At 61.6% G+C, this 18,221-nt stretch carries 18 protein-coding genes; 6 read left to right on the plus strand and 12 right to left on the minus strand.

The window, feature by feature from the left end:
- Positions 1-29: 29 nt before the first annotated feature.
- The 7 genes from tssG to R8871_RS18495 all read right to left on the minus strand — a co-directional run bounded on the left by tssG (position 30) and on the right by R8871_RS18495 (position 6,951).
- Entirely contained in the window at positions 30-1,124 is a 1,095-nt protein-coding gene (gene tssG / locus R8871_RS18465; RefSeq protein ID WP_175051727.1) for a type VI secretion system baseplate subunit TssG, read from the minus strand.
- A complete protein-coding gene (tssF, locus tag R8871_RS18470; protein ID WP_175051728.1) occupies positions 1,088-2,926 on the minus strand; it encodes a type VI secretion system baseplate subunit TssF in 1,839 nt (612 codons plus the stop codon). Before tssF ends, tssG begins: the two co-directional genes overlap by 37 nt.
- Positions 2,927-3,027: 101 nt before the next feature.
- Complete coding sequence (gene tssE / locus R8871_RS18475) at positions 3,028-3,507, minus strand: type VI secretion system baseplate subunit TssE (RefSeq protein ID WP_054036473.1); 480 nt, start codon at positions 3,505-3,507, stop codon at positions 3,028-3,030.
- A gap of 83 nt (positions 3,508-3,590) precedes the next feature.
- The gene (locus R8871_RS18480; protein WP_074287739.1) at positions 3,591-4,094 is read right to left on the minus strand and encodes an Hcp family type VI secretion system effector; all 504 of its coding nucleotides are present in this window, start codon (positions 4,092-4,094) and stop codon (positions 3,591-3,593) included.
- A 72-nt stretch (positions 4,095-4,166) separates the two neighbouring features.
- Complete coding sequence (tssC, locus tag R8871_RS18485; RefSeq protein WP_097396851.1) at positions 4,167-5,657, minus strand: type VI secretion system contractile sheath large subunit; 1,491 nt, start codon at positions 5,655-5,657, stop codon at positions 4,167-4,169.
- An 18-nt stretch (positions 5,658-5,675) separates the two neighbouring features.
- Positions 5,676-6,224 (minus strand): type VI secretion system contractile sheath small subunit, encoded by a 549-nt coding sequence (tssB, locus tag R8871_RS18490; RefSeq protein WP_175051729.1) that lies wholly within the window; start codon positions 6,222-6,224, stop codon positions 5,676-5,678.
- Between the two features lie 37 nt (positions 6,225-6,261).
- The gene (locus tag R8871_RS18495; protein ID WP_175051730.1) at positions 6,262-6,951 is read right to left on the minus strand and encodes a tetratricopeptide repeat protein; all 690 of its coding nucleotides are present in this window, start codon (positions 6,949-6,951) and stop codon (positions 6,262-6,264) included.
- 363 nt (positions 6,952-7,314) lie between these two features.
- Between R8871_RS18495 and tssJ the strand changes: the two genes are divergently transcribed.
- From tssJ to icmH, 3 genes are all read left to right on the plus strand, one after another.
- Positions 7,315-7,941, plus strand: coding sequence for a type VI secretion system lipoprotein TssJ (gene tssJ / locus R8871_RS18500; RefSeq protein WP_175051815.1), 627 nt, complete (start codon positions 7,315-7,317; stop codon positions 7,939-7,941).
- A 108-nt stretch (positions 7,942-8,049) separates the two neighbouring features.
- Positions 8,050-9,396 (plus strand): type VI secretion system baseplate subunit TssK, encoded by a 1,347-nt coding sequence (gene tssK, locus R8871_RS18505; RefSeq protein WP_175051731.1) that lies wholly within the window; start codon positions 8,050-8,052, stop codon positions 9,394-9,396.
- Complete coding sequence (icmH, locus tag R8871_RS18510) at positions 9,393-10,172, plus strand: type IVB secretion system protein IcmH/DotU (RefSeq protein ID WP_054036477.1); 780 nt, start codon at positions 9,393-9,395, stop codon at positions 10,170-10,172. Before tssK ends, icmH begins: the two co-directional genes overlap by 4 nt.
- Before the next feature lie 117 nt (positions 10,173-10,289).
- On the opposite strand, the gene zwf is transcribed toward icmH, so the two are convergent.
- The 5 genes from zwf to R8871_RS18535 form a co-directional block, all read right to left on the minus strand.
- A complete protein-coding gene (gene zwf, locus R8871_RS18515) occupies positions 10,290-11,771 on the minus strand; it encodes a glucose-6-phosphate dehydrogenase (protein WP_175051732.1) in 1,482 nt (493 codons plus the stop codon).
- A 203-nt stretch (positions 11,772-11,974) separates the two neighbouring features.
- A complete protein-coding gene (gene lhpI / locus R8871_RS18520) occupies positions 11,975-12,928 on the minus strand; it encodes a bifunctional Delta(1)-pyrroline-2-carboxylate/Delta(1)-piperideine-2-carboxylate reductase (protein WP_175051733.1) in 954 nt (317 codons plus the stop codon).
- A gap of 74 nt (positions 12,929-13,002) precedes the next feature.
- Positions 13,003-14,106 carry a potassium channel family protein gene (locus R8871_RS18525; protein WP_175051734.1) on the minus strand — a complete coding sequence of 368 codons (1,104 nt, stop codon included), beginning with the start codon at positions 14,104-14,106 and terminating at the stop codon, positions 13,003-13,005.
- Between the two features lie 145 nt (positions 14,107-14,251).
- Positions 14,252-14,509, minus strand: a complete 258-nt coding sequence (locus R8871_RS18530; protein ID WP_175051735.1) for a hypothetical protein — start codon at positions 14,507-14,509, stop codon at positions 14,252-14,254.
- A gap of 95 nt (positions 14,510-14,604) precedes the next feature.
- The gene (locus R8871_RS18535) at positions 14,605-15,237 is read right to left on the minus strand and encodes a C39 family peptidase (RefSeq protein ID WP_175051736.1); all 633 of its coding nucleotides are present in this window, start codon (positions 15,235-15,237) and stop codon (positions 14,605-14,607) included.
- Between the two features lie 207 nt (positions 15,238-15,444).
- Between R8871_RS18535 and R8871_RS18540 the strand changes: the two genes are divergently transcribed.
- The 3 genes from R8871_RS18540 (at position 15,445) to R8871_RS18550 (ending at position 18,188) form a co-directional block, all read left to right on the plus strand.
- Positions 15,445-15,699, plus strand: a complete 255-nt coding sequence (locus R8871_RS18540) for a helix-turn-helix transcriptional regulator (RefSeq protein ID WP_175051737.1) — start codon at positions 15,445-15,447, stop codon at positions 15,697-15,699.
- Positions 15,700-15,701: 2 nt separating this feature from the next.
- Complete coding sequence (locus R8871_RS18545; RefSeq protein ID WP_175051738.1) at positions 15,702-17,042, plus strand: type II toxin-antitoxin system HipA family toxin; 1,341 nt, start codon at positions 15,702-15,704, stop codon at positions 17,040-17,042.
- 291 nt (positions 17,043-17,333) lie between these two features.
- Positions 17,334-18,188: a helix-turn-helix domain-containing protein gene (locus tag R8871_RS18550; RefSeq protein WP_175051739.1), complete on the plus strand. Its 855-nt coding sequence runs from the start codon at positions 17,334-17,336 to the stop codon at positions 18,186-18,188.
- The last annotated feature ends 33 nt before the right edge of the window (positions 18,189-18,221 follow it).

Below are 18,221 nucleotides of genomic sequence, written 5' to 3' on the forward strand. Positions count from 1 at the left end.
CGATCCGGGTCCAGGTTCTATCGTTGTAGTCAGTGAATCACATGCAATTCGTAGCGGGCATCCGCACGGTCACGGTCGGCTTCTCTCGTGCACAGAAACGCATCCCAGCCGAGGCGTGCGCCGCCGCTCAGCGTACTGGGTCCGACCTCCTTGCGGCGCAGTACCAGCGAGACCTCATATTCGAGGGTCACGCCGGCGAGCAATGTCAGCATGCGTTCGAGCGCCACAGCGCGGTCGGCGCCAGGTAAAAACGCTTCGTAGTCGGCCTTGTCGAGTGGCCCGATCACGAGGCGCGCGCGCATGTCGCGTTGCCAGACCCGCTCGCCCGCCAGCGCCGTTGCGCCAAGCGTCGCGTTGACACCGCCGAGCACGGTCAGTTGATCGCGCGGCACGTCGTACCATTTGCCGACGAACTGCTCGACGCGCACCCGCACCTTGAAGTACTCGGACAGCGTACGTTGCAGATAGGCCGCTGACACCGGCCGGTGCCGCGCGGCCAATGCGTAACCGGCAATCGCTTCGTCGAATAGCGCGCCGTCGCCGCTTTGCAGACTGTTGCGCGTGTCGTCGTCGGCGACGCCTGCCAACGCGAGCAACAGCGGCAGATAGCGTTCATCGCGATCCAGTTCGTAATGAAACGGCAACCTGTACTTCTTCCACGCCGCGTAGAAAAGCGCAGTCGCGCGATTCGAAAACACGTCGAAGAATTCGCGTGCGGCCCGGTCGCGCTTGATCTGCTCGCGCGCGATGATCTGTTCGGTGTAATGCAGCGGCAAGGCGCCCTGCCCGCCGAGCAAACCGAAAAACGCCGGCGTGATATCGACCTTGTTGAGCGAGCCTGCTTCGAGCGCGGCGGTGCGCTGCGGCTTCTCTTTCAGCGCCGTGCCTTCATCGTCGTAAGACTGCGCGCTGTGAATTTCGCTCGGCGGAAACGACATCGACAGAGAATTGCGAAAGGCAATCCGCTGCGCGACGATTTCGCCAGGACGTCCATGATTCGACGGCGTTTGTTGCGCGAACCACTTCTCGAGAATCCGCACCGCCTGAAAAAATTCGAAGCGGTGCGGTTCGTCGAGAAGTTGCTCGACTACGCCAGGATCGATTCGCCGCTGCGCGGTTTGCATCGCAGAATCTCCTCGCCGGTGCGCTTCGACACGACGACCAGTTGTACAAAGCTGTTCAGATGCACGTACAGCCCGAAAAACGTGTCGATCACCCGCACGAACGACGCGAGACTCGTGCCGACAAAGTGCTCCTCGTCGATCGTCAAACGAATCTCGATGCCGCGCACGAAGGTTGCAAACGGCTTGCCTGGCAGCCATTGCACCGCTGCGCGCTGCTCGATGCCGACCAGGCCGTCGATATGCCGCGCCGACACTGCCGTGCGCCGCAAATCGTAAAGCACCAGCATTTCCTTTAGCGCCGACAGGCCGCTATTGGCGAGCGACACATGATTTAACGCCAGATGCGAAATCAGCCGCCAGTGCGAGGCGCGCCCGCGCTCGAAACGCACGCTAGGCGTCGGCCTGCGCAACATCGTGATGCTGCCCGTCAACGAACCGCCTTCCAGAAACAGATCACCGCCTTCGAGACCCACGGCGAGGCCGGCAGGCAGGTCGCGATTGGTGCACGTCAGATCGAGACTCAGCGTATCGGTTTGCGGCGCGGCCGGTTCAAAGTCGATATCGACGATCGAGATTTCAGTCTCGTAGCCGGGGCTTTTCTGCGCAACCCAATCGTTGCGTCGAGCGAACCAGTAGTGCCCTGCACGCGCCGCTTCGCCGTGATGCAGCGAATAGAACGGCCGGAATTCGATCACCGATTCTTCATGCGCCTGCTGCCGCACGAGTTTCACCGAGTCGATCGAATAGACCTCATATGCGAACGCCCGGCGCGCTTCGGCGATCACCGGATACGAAATCGCCTGATGACTGATACGGATCGGCTCGCCGTGCTGTTCGAACAGGTTCACCACCGGCGTGCAGAACAACCGGAAATGATGCGCGGACAACGAATCCAGCAAGCGCGCGACGTGAGAATCGCTGCGTACTTCCTTGAGTACGATGTGCAGCGTCAGACGCTGGCAGCGGCCGCTCGCGCGCGTCATCGCCGCCAGATCGAAATCGGTGAAGTTGAATTTTTCGGGGAAAGCAAAGTATTCGGTCAGCAACCGGTACGCCGGATGCGATTTGGCCGGATAGTCGATCAGCGCATCGTCTTCATCGAAACCGGCTTGCACCACTGGCGATTCACGCAGTTGGGTCCACACACCGCGGCGGTCGGCTTCGACATAAGTGGCCATCGCGTTGACGAACAGGCAGTCCGCCAGCGCCGCGATAAACGACTGTTCGCCGTGCAGGTGCGTGCGCAACGTGCCGACTTTCAATGCGGACAGATCGAGCTGCGCAGCCGTCGATTCGAACGTGATCGACACGATCGCCGTAGCGTTGCCCGGCAGGACGGTCGCACTCGGCGCCATGGCTACCGATGTGTACTTTGCCTCCGAGATCCGGATTGGCGCCAGCGTCACGTCGTAGGCGGTCCGGAAACGGCATTGCACGCCGCGAATCGGGCGCGACTTGAGTTCGGTGCCTCGCTCAACCAGCACCGGTTCGGTCAGATGGCTAAGCGCGGCCGAGGTGCCCAACTGGGCGATCGAGCACGACGGAAACGGCCGCAAGTAGTGCGGATACAGCACTTCCAGCAGCGCTTCGGTGAATTCGGGGTAATCGTCGTCGAGCTTCTTGTTGATACGCGCGCCCAATAGCGCGAACGATTCGATCATCCGCTCGACGTGCGGATCTTCGCAGTGCTCGCCTGACATCGCGAGGCGCGCTGCGATCTTCGGATAGCGCTCGGCGAAATCGCGCGAGTAGCGCCGCAGAAATGATAATTCGCGCTCGTAATACGGCAGCAATTCTTCCATCGATCTATCCCCGAACCTGAACCATCGCCGCCTGAACAGTCGCTACCGTTGCGCGTTAACGGCGACGACAAAGCGGTACTCAAAACACCAAAACGCAGGTACTAAAGCTTCGCGCGTGCGCGCGTCACCGAATATTGCAGCGTGGAAGGCTGCAGCATCGCATCAAAACTCACCGGTTCTTCCGCCGGGTGCACAACCAGCAGCGCCTGAATCGCAAAATTCAGCGCGTTGGTGGATTGTTCGTTCAATTCGAGCGTGACCGCCACCTGCTGCAAGCGCGGCTCATGCCGTGCGATGGCCTGTTGAATCGATTTGCAGATAAACGTGCGGTCGTAGTGGCTCGCGAGACTCAGGCCCGCGAAGTCGTTCAGGCCGTACGTAAGCACCGAGCGCTGGCATTCAGGCAGCGCCGCCAGTTCGTGCTCAGTCAGGGCAATCCGGGTGTTCAGGATTGCCTCGACGTCGCGTGCAACTGTGGCCTTCAACTCGTCCAACGACAATTGCCGCATCGCCGGGGAAGCCGGCAGATGCGGTTCGTCGTCGAACAGCTTGTCGAGAAAGCTGGGTTCGAAGCGTTTCATCAGCGTCCGAAAAACCGGCTCGATGCGAGGCGCGCGCGGCGGGCGTCAGCCTTTTCAGGCCGCACGCCGCGTGCGCCCCGGCATCAGACCGCGTACGTCTTGTCGTTCTTCGTCAGGCTCCACGCGCCTTGCGCGTTGCCGCCCTGGTTGCCGCCGATCTTCTGCTGCGTGTACTTCCACTGCACGGCAGCGTACTTCAGCGAGAACTGTTCGCTCGGCAGGCCTTCGCCCACCACGCTCGGCGTGGCGCTCGAGATGATCACGTACTTGAGTTTCACTTCCAGGTACTTGATGCGGTTGCCTTCGCCGTCCGAACGCATGAAGTCGATCGTCACTTCGTCGAACGTCGTGCCGCCCGATGCGTGTTGATAGATCAGCGGGCTGACCACGTCGATATCTTTCGTGAACTGCATGTCAGCGTGCTCGCAACGCTCGGACGTATGACCGCCTGCCGTCGAAGCGGTTGCCGAACGCGGTTGCGTAATCGAGTGGCTCCACGAATCGATTTCGATCCAGCCAGCATGATCTTTATCGGCGGACTCGCCTTTGATCGCCGGATTGCCGAATTTTAAATAGATGTCCTTCATAACTCATCGACTCCCCAAAGAGGTGGTTTTAACAGCTAACCCGTGCGGCCGGCACGGGCTTTCTGACTTCGTTTATGAATTTGCCGGTTTCGGCAGGTCAGCGACAAGCCGCAAAGAGATCGACAGCTCGTCCAGTTGAAAGTGCGGACGCAGGAACGCGACCGAACGATACGCACCAGGTTTGCCCGGAATCTCCGAGACCTGTATCGATGCCTCGCGCAGCGGGAACTGCGCTTTCTGCTCCTGGGTCGCGTTGTCGTCCAGCAGCACGTACTGCGAGATCCAACGGTTCAGGAATACTTCGACGTTCTGCGCCGATGCGAAGCTGCCGATCTTGTCGCGCATCATCGCCTTCAGGTAATGCGCGACGCGCGATACCGAGAAGATGTACTGAAGCTGCGCGGACAGCACGGCGTTCGCATTCGCGCTATCGGTGCTGTATTTCTTGGGTTTCTGCACCGATTGCGCGGCGAAGAACGCGGCGTAATCCGAATTCTTGCAGTGCACGAGCGGGATGAAACCGAGGTCGCTCAGTTCCTTTTCGCGGCGATCGGTAATCGCGATTTCGGTCGGGCATTTCAGCGCGACTTCACCGTCGTCGGTCTTGAACGTGTGGGTGGGCAGGTCCTCAACCAGACCGCCGCCTTCCACACCGCGAATCGCCGCGCACCAGCCGAAGTCGTCGAATGCGGCTGTCAGGCGGGCGGCAAATGCCCACGCTGCGTTACACCACAAGTATTTGCTGTGATCGGTGCCGTCCACGTCTTCGACGAAGTTGAAGCCTTCCGCCGTGGCGCCGTCTTTCGGATTGAAAGGCAGGCGGCCGAGGAAACGCGGCAAGGTCAAGCCGACATAGCGCGAGTCTTCGGAGTCGCGGAACGACTTCCACTTCGCGTACTCGACGGTATCGAACACTTTGCCGAGATCGCGCGGCTTGCCGAGATCGGCAAACGTTTCGAGCCCCATCAGTTCAGGCGAGGCCGATGCGATGAACGGTGCGTGCGCCGCGGCCGCAACATGCGCCATCTGTTCGATGAAGTACACGTCTTCCGGCTGACGCGTCACTTCGAAGTCGCCAATAATCGTGCCGAACGGCGCGCCGCCGAACGTGCCGAACTCTTCTTCGTACACCTTCTTGAAGAGTGCGCTCTGGTCGAATTCGATGGCGTTCTTGAAGTCGCGCACGAGGTCGCGCTTCGGCGCGTGCAGCGCCTTGATCTTGACCGTCGAGCCGGTATTGCTTTCCTTGCACAGATAGTCAAGGCCGCGCCACGTGCTTTCCATGCGCTGGAATTGCGGCGCATGCATCACCGCGCTCAGTTGCGCGGAGATCAGGCGGTCGAGTTCCGCCACGCGCGCGTCGATGGTGGCCGACAGATTGTCGGACATGACCACCGTGCCGTCGAGCACCTGGTGGACGAGCTCGCCGATCAGGTCTTTCGCACGTGCGTGTTCGGAATCGGACTTCGCCACGCGGCTTTTCTCGACGATTTCGTCGAGCAGCGTGGATTCCGTGCCGCTCTGCGCGCTGGCGAGTTGGGCTGCTGCCGTTTGCTGGTTCATCTCACACCCCGTACGTACTTATTCGCCCTGCTTATCGTGATCCGGCGCGCCGGCGTGCTGGTCTGCTGCGTTGCCCTGATCTTTCGCCAGCGTCTGCAACTGCTGCGTGTTGCTGAGCACTTCGCTCAGCAGGTCCTCGAGCTTGTCGTTGCCGGCCAGCTTGTTGCGCAGGTCGGCCAGCTTCGAACGCGCATCGAGCAGACGGCGCAGCGGCTCGATCTGCGCAACCACCTCATCCGGATTGAAATCGGCCATCGACTTGAAACGCAAGTCGACTGCAAATTTGCCGCCCGCCTCGCTCAGGCGGTTTTCCACCTGAAATGCCGCGCGCGGTTCGATCGCTTTCATCACGTCGTCAAAATTGTCGCGGTCGATGTTGACGAACTTGCGATCGCGCAGTTTCGGCTGATCGACTTCGGACTGCCCTGCCAGATCGGCAACCACACCGACGACGAACGGCAGCTCCTTTATCTCGATCGCATCGCCGCGCTCAACTTCGTACGTCAGTTGAACGCGCGGAGGCCGCACTTTTTGCAAACGTTTCTGAATACTTTCTTTCTTCGCCATCGTCGGCTCCCGGATGCAGATAGGTCAGGCGTGTGGTTCAGCGCAGTGCGCTGAACGGGTCGGACGCGCCGCCGCTTTGTGCGGCTTTGGCGGGTGCTGCAGGCGCAGCCGGAGCGGCGGGCGCCGCGGGAGCCGCCGGCGTAGCGGCCGGAGCCGCTGCGCTGGTAGTGGCATCCGGCGTGTCCCCGGCCTTACCCTTGGCAACGTGGCGAATGATGCGTTTCTTCTTCACGGCCGGCTTATCGTTCGGGTCAGGCGGGAACAACGTGGCTTCGCCGAGCGTGTCGCGCAGTTGCTTGGCGAGCGCTTGTGCGTCCGACTTCGCGTCACCCGCGAGCGACGCATCCTGACGCAGTTCGCCGAGCGACTGCGTGGCCACGCGCAGGCCGGCTACTGCCAGCACGCTCTTGGCCTGACGATCCGTCTGGTCGCGCTGAAGCGCTTCCTGTGCGGCGACGATAGCCTGACCGTAATGACCCTGCGTGAACTGGATCTGCGCAATGCGCGACCACGGTTCTTCACGGGTCGGATCGGATTTAGACAATTGCTGGTAAAGCGAGATGGCGCGATCCTGATCACCGCCCTTGGCGACGGTATCCGCGTCCGCGAGTTGCTTATTAAAAGCCTCCGGTGTGGTCGCTGTGTTGTTGCCCTGTGTCGCGCAACCGGCAATCACGCCGCATGCCAACACTACCCCAGATAGTTTTACTAACAGACGCTCATTCATCGTTTTTCACCGACGTGCGATTTTTTTAATTCAAGGAGAAACCGGACTTTTGCTTTGCTTCAACTGCGCGGGTATAGTACAGGCCAATTTTCGATAATTCAACTTTCGTGTGAAGAAGCATTGCACAAAAAAAATGCATGTGGATGATTTAAACGAAGCAGGCAGAAATTGTTTCCTGGTGCAATAGCGGCATTGTGGAGAACGGAAAAAATTTCCGCATATCGCTCCACCAACACGCGAGTGTCATAGAACAATGCGCTTTGCATAAAGCGGCATTACGCGGCATAGCGTTGCTGCAAATTTGCCGGATTGAATTCGTTATTGATGTTTTGACGGGGGACGGCGCCGAGCCGGTCGATGTATATGAATTCGCGTCTTGTTCACCATGCATCGCTATTGATTGCAATCGCCGCGGCGTGCGCGCTGCTGGGCGGCTGCGCAGCCGCCGTGCCGGCGCTGGGAGCCGCTGCCAACGCGGTTTTGCAGGCGAGCGGCCTCGGCAAGCCTGACGTACCGGATGCGCAAAAGCCACCTCGCAATGTCGGCCTCACGTTATATGCCGCGCCAAATCTGAATTCCGCCAATGACAATCGCCCATTGGCGCTGGTCGTGCGGCTTTACGTGCTGAAAGACCCCACTTCATTCCAGCAGGCGCCATTCGACGCATTTACCGATCCGGCCAAGGAAAAGACCGTACTGGGCGGCGATCTGCTGGGCGTGCGCGAAGTGACGCTGATCCCCGGTCAACGTTACGTCGTCACCGAAAAAGTCTCGCGTGAAGCGCAGGCATTCGGTATCGTCGCTCTATTCCGCGATCCGGCCATGCAACGTTGGAAATTCGCCTTCGACCCGGCGAAGTCGGAGAAATCCGGCATAATGATCGGCCTGCATAACTGTGCAATGACGGTGACCAACGGCACTGTGATCCCGCCAGAACAGGGATTGCCCGCCCAGCCGTTGAATATGCTTTCTTCGGTAAGCTGTGGCTAAAGATGCCGTGCAAATACGATTTAACAGTTTTTAGAGAATTAACAATGCGGCGTTCGAATCGTTTATCTCCGGACGCGTCACACGCTGAACGCATATAACAGGTTTGAGATGAGTTATTCAGCAAAAGTGCTCTGGGGGGAAGGCCTGTTTCTGAGGCCGCAGCATTTTCAGCGTCAGGACGCCTATCACGAGGCACGCCTGTTCGAATCGATCCAGGCAATCCAGCCGTACAACTGGGGCGTGCGCTCGGCGCGCTTCGACCGCGACGCACTCGGCAGCAACGTGCTGCGCGTGAGCGAACTCTCGCTGGTGTTTCCGGATGGCGCGCTCTACTCCGCGCCGCAAGCCGACGGCCTGCCACCTCCCATCGCGCTCGACACGCTGCCAGACGGCATCAACGAATTTACCTTTTATCTCGCACTGCATCCGTTGCGCGAAGCCGGCGCGAACTATTCACAAGACAGCAATGCGGGTTTCGTAGCGCGTTACGTCAGCGAGCAAACACCGGTGGCCGATCATTTCACCGACGCCGCTGAAGCCGACATCACCTTCCTGAAGACCAGCGTCAAATTCATTGCGCATAGCGAGCCGCGCGACCAGCTGCTGTCGGTACCGCTCGTGCGTGTGCGCCGCACCGCCACCTCGGGTTTTGAAATCGACGACACGTTCGTGCCGCCCTGCCTCGCGATCGACGCGTCGCCGGTCCTGCATCAACGGCTGCGTCAACTGATCGACGCGCTGCAGGCCAAGGTCAACGCGCTGTATGGCTTTCACCGCGAGCCGACCAAGAACATCATCGAGTTCCGCTCGGGCGACATCGCGTCGTTCTGGCTGCTGCACACCGCGAGCGCCGCGTTTGCCTCGCTCGCGCATCTGTATCAGCATTCGGCGCTGCATCCTGAACGTCTGTTCCAGGAATTGCTGCGTCTGGCCGGCCAGTTGATGACATTTTCAAAGGGCTATGCGCTGTCCGATCTGCCGGCTTACCGGCACGACGATCCGGGCCCCGGCTTCGCGCGGCTCGACACGATCCTGCGCGATCTGCTCGAAACGGTGATCTCCACGCGTTACTTCGCGATCGCACTCGAAGAAGTACGCCCGTCGTTCCATGCGGGCCGCCTCGACTCGGGCAAGATCGACGACAAAACGATGTTCTACATCGCGGTGTCCGCGGACATGCCGACCGCCGAACTCGTCGAAGCCGTACCCGCCCGCTTCAAGGTCGGCGCGCCGGACGACGTCGACAAGCTGGTGCTCTCGGCCATGCCGGGCGTGCGCCTCGTCTACACCCCGCAAGTCCCGCCCGCCATTCCGGTGCGGCCGGGCGCATGCTACTTCTCTTGCGAATCGCGCGGCGCATTGTATGACCGCATGTTGCAGGCCCAATCGGCAATGATCTACGCGCCGTCGGGCATCAACGATCTTCAACTCGAACTGATCGCCGTCACATCATGAGCTACGCGCCTTCCCTGTTTGGCGGCAGCACGCCTGCCGCGACGCCCGCCCCCATGACCGAGCCGAGCTATCAGGTCCGCTCGCTGCTCGATCTGCTGTACGACGGTTTCTTCATGCTGTTTCTGTTGAAGAACGGCCGCGAGCCCGGCGAAGCGCACGAATTCAGCCAGCGCATCCAGCAGTTTCTCGGCGACTTCGAGCGCGGCGCGAAAAAGCTCAATGCGTCGGCGGAAGATGTCTACGCGTCCAAGTTTGCGTTCTGCGCCGCGATCGACGAATCGGTGTTGTCGTCGACCTTCAAGATTCGCACGGAATGGGAGCGCCGGCCGTTGCAACTGGTGCTGTTTGGCGAGCAACTGGCAGGCGAGAAGTTCTTCCAGTATCTCGAGGAATGCCGTGCGCAGGGCGCCGCGCGTTTGCAGTCGCTCGAAGTGTTCCACATGTGCCTGCTGCTCGGCTTCCAGGGCAAGTATCTGCTCGAAGGACCGGAGAAGCTCGCCTATCTGACCGCGCGCATCGGCGACGAAATCGCGCATATGAAGGGCAAGCGCGCACCGTTCGCACCGCATTGGCCGCTGCCGGATCAGGTCGCGCACCGGCTCAAGCGCGAGGTGCCGTTGTGGTCGATCGGCGCGGTGTTCGCGCTGGTTGGACTGCTCGCCTATCTCGGCCTGAACACCTACCTGAAAGATCAGACGTTGCGCACACTTGCACCGTATTCGCAGGTGGTCAAACTCGGTCCGCAATCGGCCACGTTGACGATTTCGCTGCCGTAAATCAGAACCACAACGCGTAATGAAAAAAGCGGCCCGTAAAAACGGGCCGCTTTTTCTGGTGCGAGACAAACGCTTCGAAGCGTCGACGTACCGCCGACGCCTGACTGCCTGCTCTGCTTACTGCGACTCTTCCGCCCACACGGCGTTTTCACGCGCCATCAGCGCCGTCGACGCAGCCGGCCCAAACGTGCCAGCCGTATAACCACGCGGCTTGTCGCCCGACTTGGCCCAGCCGTCCAGAATCGGCTCGGCCCACGCCCATGCGGCTTCCAGTTCGTCGCGGCGCATGAAGTGCGTGAGGCGTCCGCGAATCACGTCGATCAACAAACGCTCGTACGCTTCCGCGCGACGCTCGGTGAAGGCCTGCTGCAAGTCGAGGTTCAGATTCACCGGCAGCATATGCATGCCGCTGCCCGGTTCCTTCGCAAGCATCTGCAACTGGATCGACTCTTCCGGCTGCAACTGGATCACGAGACGGTTGCCGTAATTGCGCCCGCCGCTCGGAATGATCGAGAACGGCAGTTCGGAAAACTCGATAACGATTTCCGATACCTTCTTCTGCAGACGCTTGCCGGTGCGCAGGTAAAACGGCACGTTGGCCCAGCGCCAGTTGTTGATATGCGCGCGCAACGCGACGAAAGTCTCGGCGCGGCTGTTTGCCGGCACGTTGTCTTCCTCGAGGTAGCCCTTCACCGGCTCGCCGTTTACCGCGCCGGCCGTGTATTGGCCGCGCACGGTATCGCGCGCGATATCCTCGGGCGTCATGGGACGCAGCGAGCGCAGCACCTTGAGCTTCTCGTCGCGTACCGCATCCGGATCGAGCGATACCGGCGGCTCCATGGCGACGATGCACAGCAGCTGCAGCAAGTGGTTCTGCACCATGTCGCGCAGCGCGCCGGTTTTATCGTAAAAGCCCGCGCGGCTGCCTACCCCGACCTCTTCGGCCACGGTGATCTGCACGCGCTTGATATACGGCGCCTGCCACAGCGGGCCGAAAATCGCGTTGCCAAAGCGCAGCACCATCAGGTTCTGCACGGTTTCCTTGCCGAGGTAATGGTCGATCCGATAGATCTGCGCTTCGCTGAAATGCTTGCCGACCGCCGTGTTGATCTCCTGCGCGGATGCCAGATCGTGGCCCAGCGGTTTCTCGAGCACCACCCGCGAATTCTCGTCGACCAATCCCGCAGCCGAAAGGTTTTCGCAGATATTTGTGAACAGATCAGGTGAGGTCGCGAGATAGAACACGCGCCGCACGCCTTCGCGCGACACTTCCTTCAGACGCTGGTAGTCCTCGACCGAATCGACGTCCATGCGCACGTACTCGAACAGCGCCAGGAATTTGTCCCAGGCGGCGGCATCGAACGCCTTCTTTTCGATGAAGGGCTTCGCCTTCGTTTCCATGAATTCGCTGATGTACTCCTCACGCGACCACGGCTTGCGGCCAATCGTGAGAATGCGGGTATCCGGCGGCAAATTGCAGTGCAGATGCGCCATGTAAAGCGCGGGCAGCAGCTTGCGGAACGACAGATCGCCGGTGCCGCCGAAGATGATCATGTCGAGCGGCAGGTCGGGGGTAGCTGAAGCGTGTTGGGTCGTCATAGCGCGGTCGCAGCGTCGTGGTAGGCGTCAGGTCAACAGACAAAGGGCAAAAAAACGCCGGCGGACCGGCGCTTTTTTCTGGCAAACGCCTATGGTGCAACGTTTTGAGATTGTTTGCACGGCAACATGTGCCGCAGGTTGGCGCAAGATGCCAATCAGGACCTCCGAACCGCAACGCACCGGGCGCGGCGAACAGTCCGCGATCAGCCGCCGGACAAGGCTTCGCGCGCCACGCGGCAGGCCGCCAGATCCCACGCCGCGCAGCCGACACTTTTAAAAACAATCGGTTGTTTCGACGGCAACAATGCAGCGTTGCCCACCACGGTGGCAATTCCACCGACCCGCGCCCAATCGACACCGGCCTGGATGAAATCGCCGGCTTCATGCCTGGCGCCGGCTTCGTCGTCGACGAACAGCGCGCTGCCTGCGATTGTGCGCGCACCGATCTCGACCATGGCGGGCGTGAACGCGCCGACGCCGATCACGAGCCGGTTCGCGCGCGCGGCTTCGTCGTAGACGGCCTGCTTGCTGGTGGTCAGCGCGATCACCACGTCGACCGAATCGGGAATGGCCGCGTTGGGGTCGGCCAGCGGTTGCAGTTGGCGTGCGCTGCCACCCTGCGCACCCTGTGCACCATGCGCGGCGCAAAACGCTTCGGCTCGCGCTGGCGCACTGCCCTTCACCCACACGCGGGCGTCGGGAAACAGCTCACCGATCGCTTCCAGATGGTTCACCGCCTGCGTGCCGGTGCCAATCAGCAGGAATTCGCGCGGCTTTGCCGACGCGAAAGTGTGTACGCCGAGCATCGACATCGCCGCTGTGCGGCGCCCTGTCACTGTCGGGCCATCGAGGATGAAGAGCGTCTCGCCGGTATCGGCGTCGAAGGCCATCACCTGGCCGTGGATCGTCGGGATGCCGCGCGCGCGATTGCTCGCGCACACGTTGACCAGCTTGTGGATCGCGAGATCTGGCGCGGTCGCCGGCATCGATAGCATGATGCCGCCCTCGTTGAGCGGCACGACGAGCCGTTCGGGACTCACAATGCGTTGCTGCGCGTAGTCGATGCTCGCACGCCTCAATGCGTCGACGAGCGTCGCGTACGGGATCAGCTGCGCGGTGGCGGCGGCGTCGAAAATCTGCGTAGTCGGGCGGGTCATAAGCGGGGTTTTCCTGTTCAGACGAGTTGATGCGTTCGATTCAGCGCACCCGGTCGTGCGCGTTGCAGTGTGGGCTAGCGCGAGGCGTTCGCTCGCGGCGGACGCGACGACTGGATCACCATGAGCAGGTCGTCTGCTTCGATCGGGCACGGCTCGTCGTCGTAGAACGACAGCATGCGCCCTGCGCGGACCAGGCCGACCACCACGGCGCCCGGCAACGCATTGCTCCAGCGGCCGACTTCCTGCGCCGTCGCCGGACGCTCGATCAGATTGGCCCGGCCGCGCGCGGACAGCAGGTCGTTGACGAACGGCACGATGTAGTTGCTGTCCACCGCGTCGGCGAGCAGCAGGCCACCGATCCTGGTCGACGAAACGATGACGTCCGCGCCGGCCTGGCGCAACTGGCGCTGGTAGGTTTGCTCCTGGATCCGCACGACGATCTTGGTGTCCGGCGCGACGCTGCGCACGGTCAGCGTGAGCAGGATCGCAACGGCATCGTCGCTGACAGCGATGATCACCGCTTTGGCAATGCGCACTTGTGCCTGCTGCAACAGATCCTCACGCGACGGATCGCCGAGCAGGCCCGCCACGCCCAACGCCGTGGCTGCTTCGAGCGCGTTCTGCTGCGAATCGATGACGACGATCGACTCCGCGGCGAAGCCGCTTTCCAACAGCTCGCGCACCGCGACCGAACCGCTCAAGCCGTAGCCGCACACCACGACGTGATCGTGCAGTTGTTTTTGCAGGCGTTTCATGCGGAATTCCTCGATGACGCGTTGAATGACGAACTGATAAGCGGTGCCCAGAAACACGAACCAGATGACGATACGGATCGGCACGATAAAGAAGGCGTCGATGAGCCGCGCGCGGGCGGTGACCGGCACGATATCGCCATAACCAACGGTGGCGACGGTGACCATCGTGAAGTACATCAGGTCGACGATGCCGATCACCTTGCGGTTGGCGTCGCGCAGACCGTCGCGGTCGAGATAGAGAACGGCGAAAGCGAGCACGCACAAGCCGAGCACGAGATAGATACGCTGCAGCAGCACGCGCTGCGGCGAGGCTGCGGGACGCGTGAACAGCGTGCGCGCGCGCGGCGCCTGCCAGGGCGTGCGGGCACGGCGCGGCAGACGGAAACGTGGCGGGCGTGACTGCGGGTGTGGCTGGTCAGACACGCGGCTACTCCGGGAATCGGGAACAAGCGATTCTACGACGCCCGGCGCACCGTGGGGCCTGATCGCGGGAACGCGGTTGCCTCTACATCTGTAGCGCAGTAATTAGCGTGATTCGCTGAAAAGCAGCGGCGCGCCGCCACTAAGGTTATTGCGAGGCGGCGTCGGCTTTAGCGTCGTCTTTCTTGCCGCCCTTGAACATCGCGCGGCACGGCGGACTGAGTTCGTCGAGGTGCTGCTTCATGCAGGCGGTGATTTTTTCCCTGTTCGGAATGTCGGCGGCGCAAAAATGCATCGCGTCGCCGCGGCAGGCCCTGGACTGGTCATCCTGGGTGGCCGCATGCGCTGCGGTGACGGCGCTGAACGCTACGAGGCCGGCGGCAAGCACGGCATAGGTTCGCTTCATGGCGGGCTCCGGTATCGCAAAAGTCGGTGTCAAGCTCTTCAGCAGAAAACGGGCCCGATCATCGCGTTCGCCGTGCGGCTTGCCGGCGGCCGTGTCTAGCGCGCGATGCGAGTGAGCGTCATGCCACGCCCTGCATAGAAACGCGCCATCGTTGCGAACGGCAAATAGACATCCGCCTGGTGAGGCGCAATGCCCGACGGGTTATGAAACCATACGCCATCGCGATCGCGCCCATGCAGCAGGATCAGATGCCCGCCCTGGTGCTGATTCGGCCGCTCGGGATAACGGATCTCGGGGCTCACGGAAACGATCGCCAGCGTGTCGCCGTCGATGCGCACGGCAATCTCTTCGAGCGGCGCCTGCGGCAGCACCTCGACCTGAATACCGAATGCCTCGCCAAGCCAGTCGGCGAACGGCCGGTAGATCAAACCATCGACGCCGCCGTCGTCGCGCAGCCGGTACACGCCGTGGCGCAACGCTTCATCCAGCAAGGCAGCGCGCGGCACGTGTTCGATGCGCCAGTAGTCGAGCGCGGATTCGAGGCAGGTCAGACCGCACAGGCGTTTTGCCCAGAAACGGTAACGTTCCGGGTCGGCAAAACCGCTCTGCTGCCAGTGTGGATCGTCGCATGGGTCGCCCTCCTGTTCGACGATGTGGCGTACCCATTCGGGGCTGCCCCATTGCGTGTGGTACGGCACGTCGGTGTGGCGCAGTGTCGGTCGGTTCATGAGTCGCGCGGAGTCGGCAGAGAATATTTTCACAGCATGCTACACGGCCGGCCCAGCTGGGATACACGCAGATAGAATTTATTCGTCGTGCAGATATTTGCCGTTTATTCGCCAGACAGATATTTGCCGAATATGCGTCTCACGAATATTTGACAAATATCTGCAAGACGCATAAAGTGCGTTTATTCGTCTCACGGATAATTTGCCATGATCCACCTTGTCGCCACGACGGACCAGATGGCCCAGCTGCTCGCTGCCGGTCGGCGCCAGGCCGGCCTCACGCAGACCGACGCCGCCGCGCGCATCGGCGTCAGCCAGAGCCGCATCTCGGCACTGGAAACCGATGCCACCGCCCTCACCCTCGCACAATTGCTGGCGCTGTGCGGCGCCTACGGTCTGCAATTGCAGGTACGCGACAAAAACCAGCCGGCGCCTGAACCGGCGCCTTTGGTCGAGTGGTAAGCATGGGCCGCCAAACGCATTCGCGGGCGCTTTCGGTGTGGGCCAACGGCGAGCGCGTCGGCGTCTGGCACCTGCCCACCCGCGGCCCCATGGAGTTCGCTTACGACCCTGCATGGGTCGCCTCGCCCGCGGGCCGGCCGCTTTCGCTCTCGCTGCCGTTCGCGCCGAGCAACGCGGCGAACAAAGGGCCACGGGTGCTCAACTATTTCGACAACCTGCTCCCCGACAGCGAGGCGATCAGAAAGCGCATCGCCCAGCGCTACCAGACCGATACGCTCGATGCCTTCGATCTGCTGCAAGCCATCGGCCGCGATTGCGTGGGCGCCGTCCAGTTGCTGGCCGAAGACGACGCGCCGGCCGGCGTCGAACGCATCGAGGGCACGCCGCTCTCAGACAGCGAGATCGAGACCATGCTGGCGCGCACTGTCAGCACTCCCGCCCTTGGCGCGGCCGACGAAGCGGACGATTTCCGCATCTCGCTCGCCGGCGCACAGGAGAAAACCGCCCTGCTGTGGCACGACGGCAAGTGGCAGCGCCCGCATGGCGCCACGCCCACCACGCACATTTTCAAGCTCCCGCTCGGGTTGGTCGGCAACAAGCTCGCCGACCTCAGCACCTCGGTCGAAAACGAATGGCTGTGTCTGCGGATTCTGCGCGCCTATGGCCTGCCGGTAGCCAACGCCGAGATCATGACGTTCGGCAAGCAGCGGGTGCTGAGCGTCGAACGCTTCGACCGGCAACTGCATTCGAGCGGGCAATGGCTGCTGCGCCTGCCGCAGGAAGACTTCTGCCAGGTGTACGGCGTGCCGTCGCATCGCAAGTACGAAAACGAAGGCGGTCCGGGCGTACTGGATCTCGCGCGGATTCTCCAGCAATCGGTGTCGGCGCAACAGGACATCGAGACGCTGCTGGCAAGCCAGATCCTGTTCTGGATGCTGGCGGCGCCGGACGGCCACGCGAAGAACTTCAGCATTCGCCTGTTGGCGGGTGGCCAGTACCGTCTCACGCCGCTTTACGACGTGATGTCGATCTGGCCGGTGGAAGGCAGCGGCCCGAACCAGTGGTCATGGTTCAAGGCCAGGCTCGCCATGGGGATGTGGTCGCGCAGCAAACACGACGCCTTCCGCGACGTGCAGCGGCGCCACTTCAACACCATGGCGCTACGGTGTTCATACGGTGCGAACGCCGAGCCGTTGATCCAGAGGCTGATCGAGCAGACGCCGGAGGTCATCGCGCGGGTCTCGGCCGAATTGCCTGAGCGCTTTCCAGGCAAGGTCGCCGAGCGGATTTTCAAGGGTCTGAAAAACTCGGCGGCCAAGCTGGCCAACATGCCGCCGACATAACAGCAGATAGGGAAAAATCCAATCGGAATTACTTACAGATTCTTCCCGGTTTAATCGGTAAAATGCATTCGATGCAAAAGGCATAAACAGATCGCCGAATTTGTCTGCTCACACCTCGTACCGACAGGTTTGGCGGCGGTCATACCAAAACACAGGCCGTGAGACTTTTTACGGTACATTTGCTGTCCCCCGCGTTGCCGCGTCAATGCGCATCCAATGTGCATGGCCGCGCTGCGCGTGCCGTATCGCATGCCCCCAGCCACCCTTCAAGAAGGCAGATCCTCACGCAGTATGACCAACGAAACAAACTCACCTGACTCCATTGCCGTCGCCGAGCGCGTGCGCGAGTTGATGAGCCGGCATGGGATCGGCAAACGCCAGCAGACCACTGAGCTATGCCGCATCCTCGATCTGAGTTTTTCGCAGGGACACCGCAAGCTGCGCGGCAACAGCCCCTGGACCCTCTCGCAGATCAAGAAGGTTGCCGAGGTGTTCGGCGAACCTGCCGCCCAGCTATTCGGCGCACAGTCGCTCGATCCGGGCATGGTCGGCGCCATCGCCCAGGAGGCGCTGTTCTGCGTCGGCGCAATCGAGCTGGCCTGCACAGCATGGGTCGGCGCCGCGCTCGAACCGGGCAGCCGCCCTGAATTTGTCGCGTACTCGAAGCTCGGCCAATGGCGCGTGGCGCGCCACGACGGCACGCTCTACCAAAGCGCGTACGAAGTCCACAAGATCGAGATCTATCCGCGCCGCGCCGAAACCGACAAGCCGACCATCGCCGTGGTGGACGACGATCAGGCCTCCGCCGACAACCTGCGCGACTATCTCGAGCGCAGCGGTTTCGCAGCGGTGGCGATCTACGGTCTCGCGGCGTTCACCGAACAACTGCAAACGCAGATCTTCGACGGCGTTGTGATCGACTGGTTGTTCGGTTCGCAGACCTCGGCGGCAGCGATCCGCGCCGTGCGGGCGTCGGAAAATCCGGACGCGCCGATTTTCGTCCTGACCGGCGAACTGCTGACCGGCAAGGCCAGCGAATCAGAGATAAGCCAGGTCATCCGCAATTACGACGTCGCGTGTTATGAAAAGCCCGCGCGTATGGCGATCCTGGTCGCCGATCTGTCCAAGCGCCTCAACCGGCCTTAAGGTTGCATGCGCCGGTAAGCGGCTGAAGGTGTG

This window comes from Paraburkholderia sediminicola, assembly GCF_902859805.1.
Taxonomy (GTDB): Bacteria; Pseudomonadota; Gammaproteobacteria; order Burkholderiales; family Burkholderiaceae; genus Paraburkholderia; species Paraburkholderia sediminicola.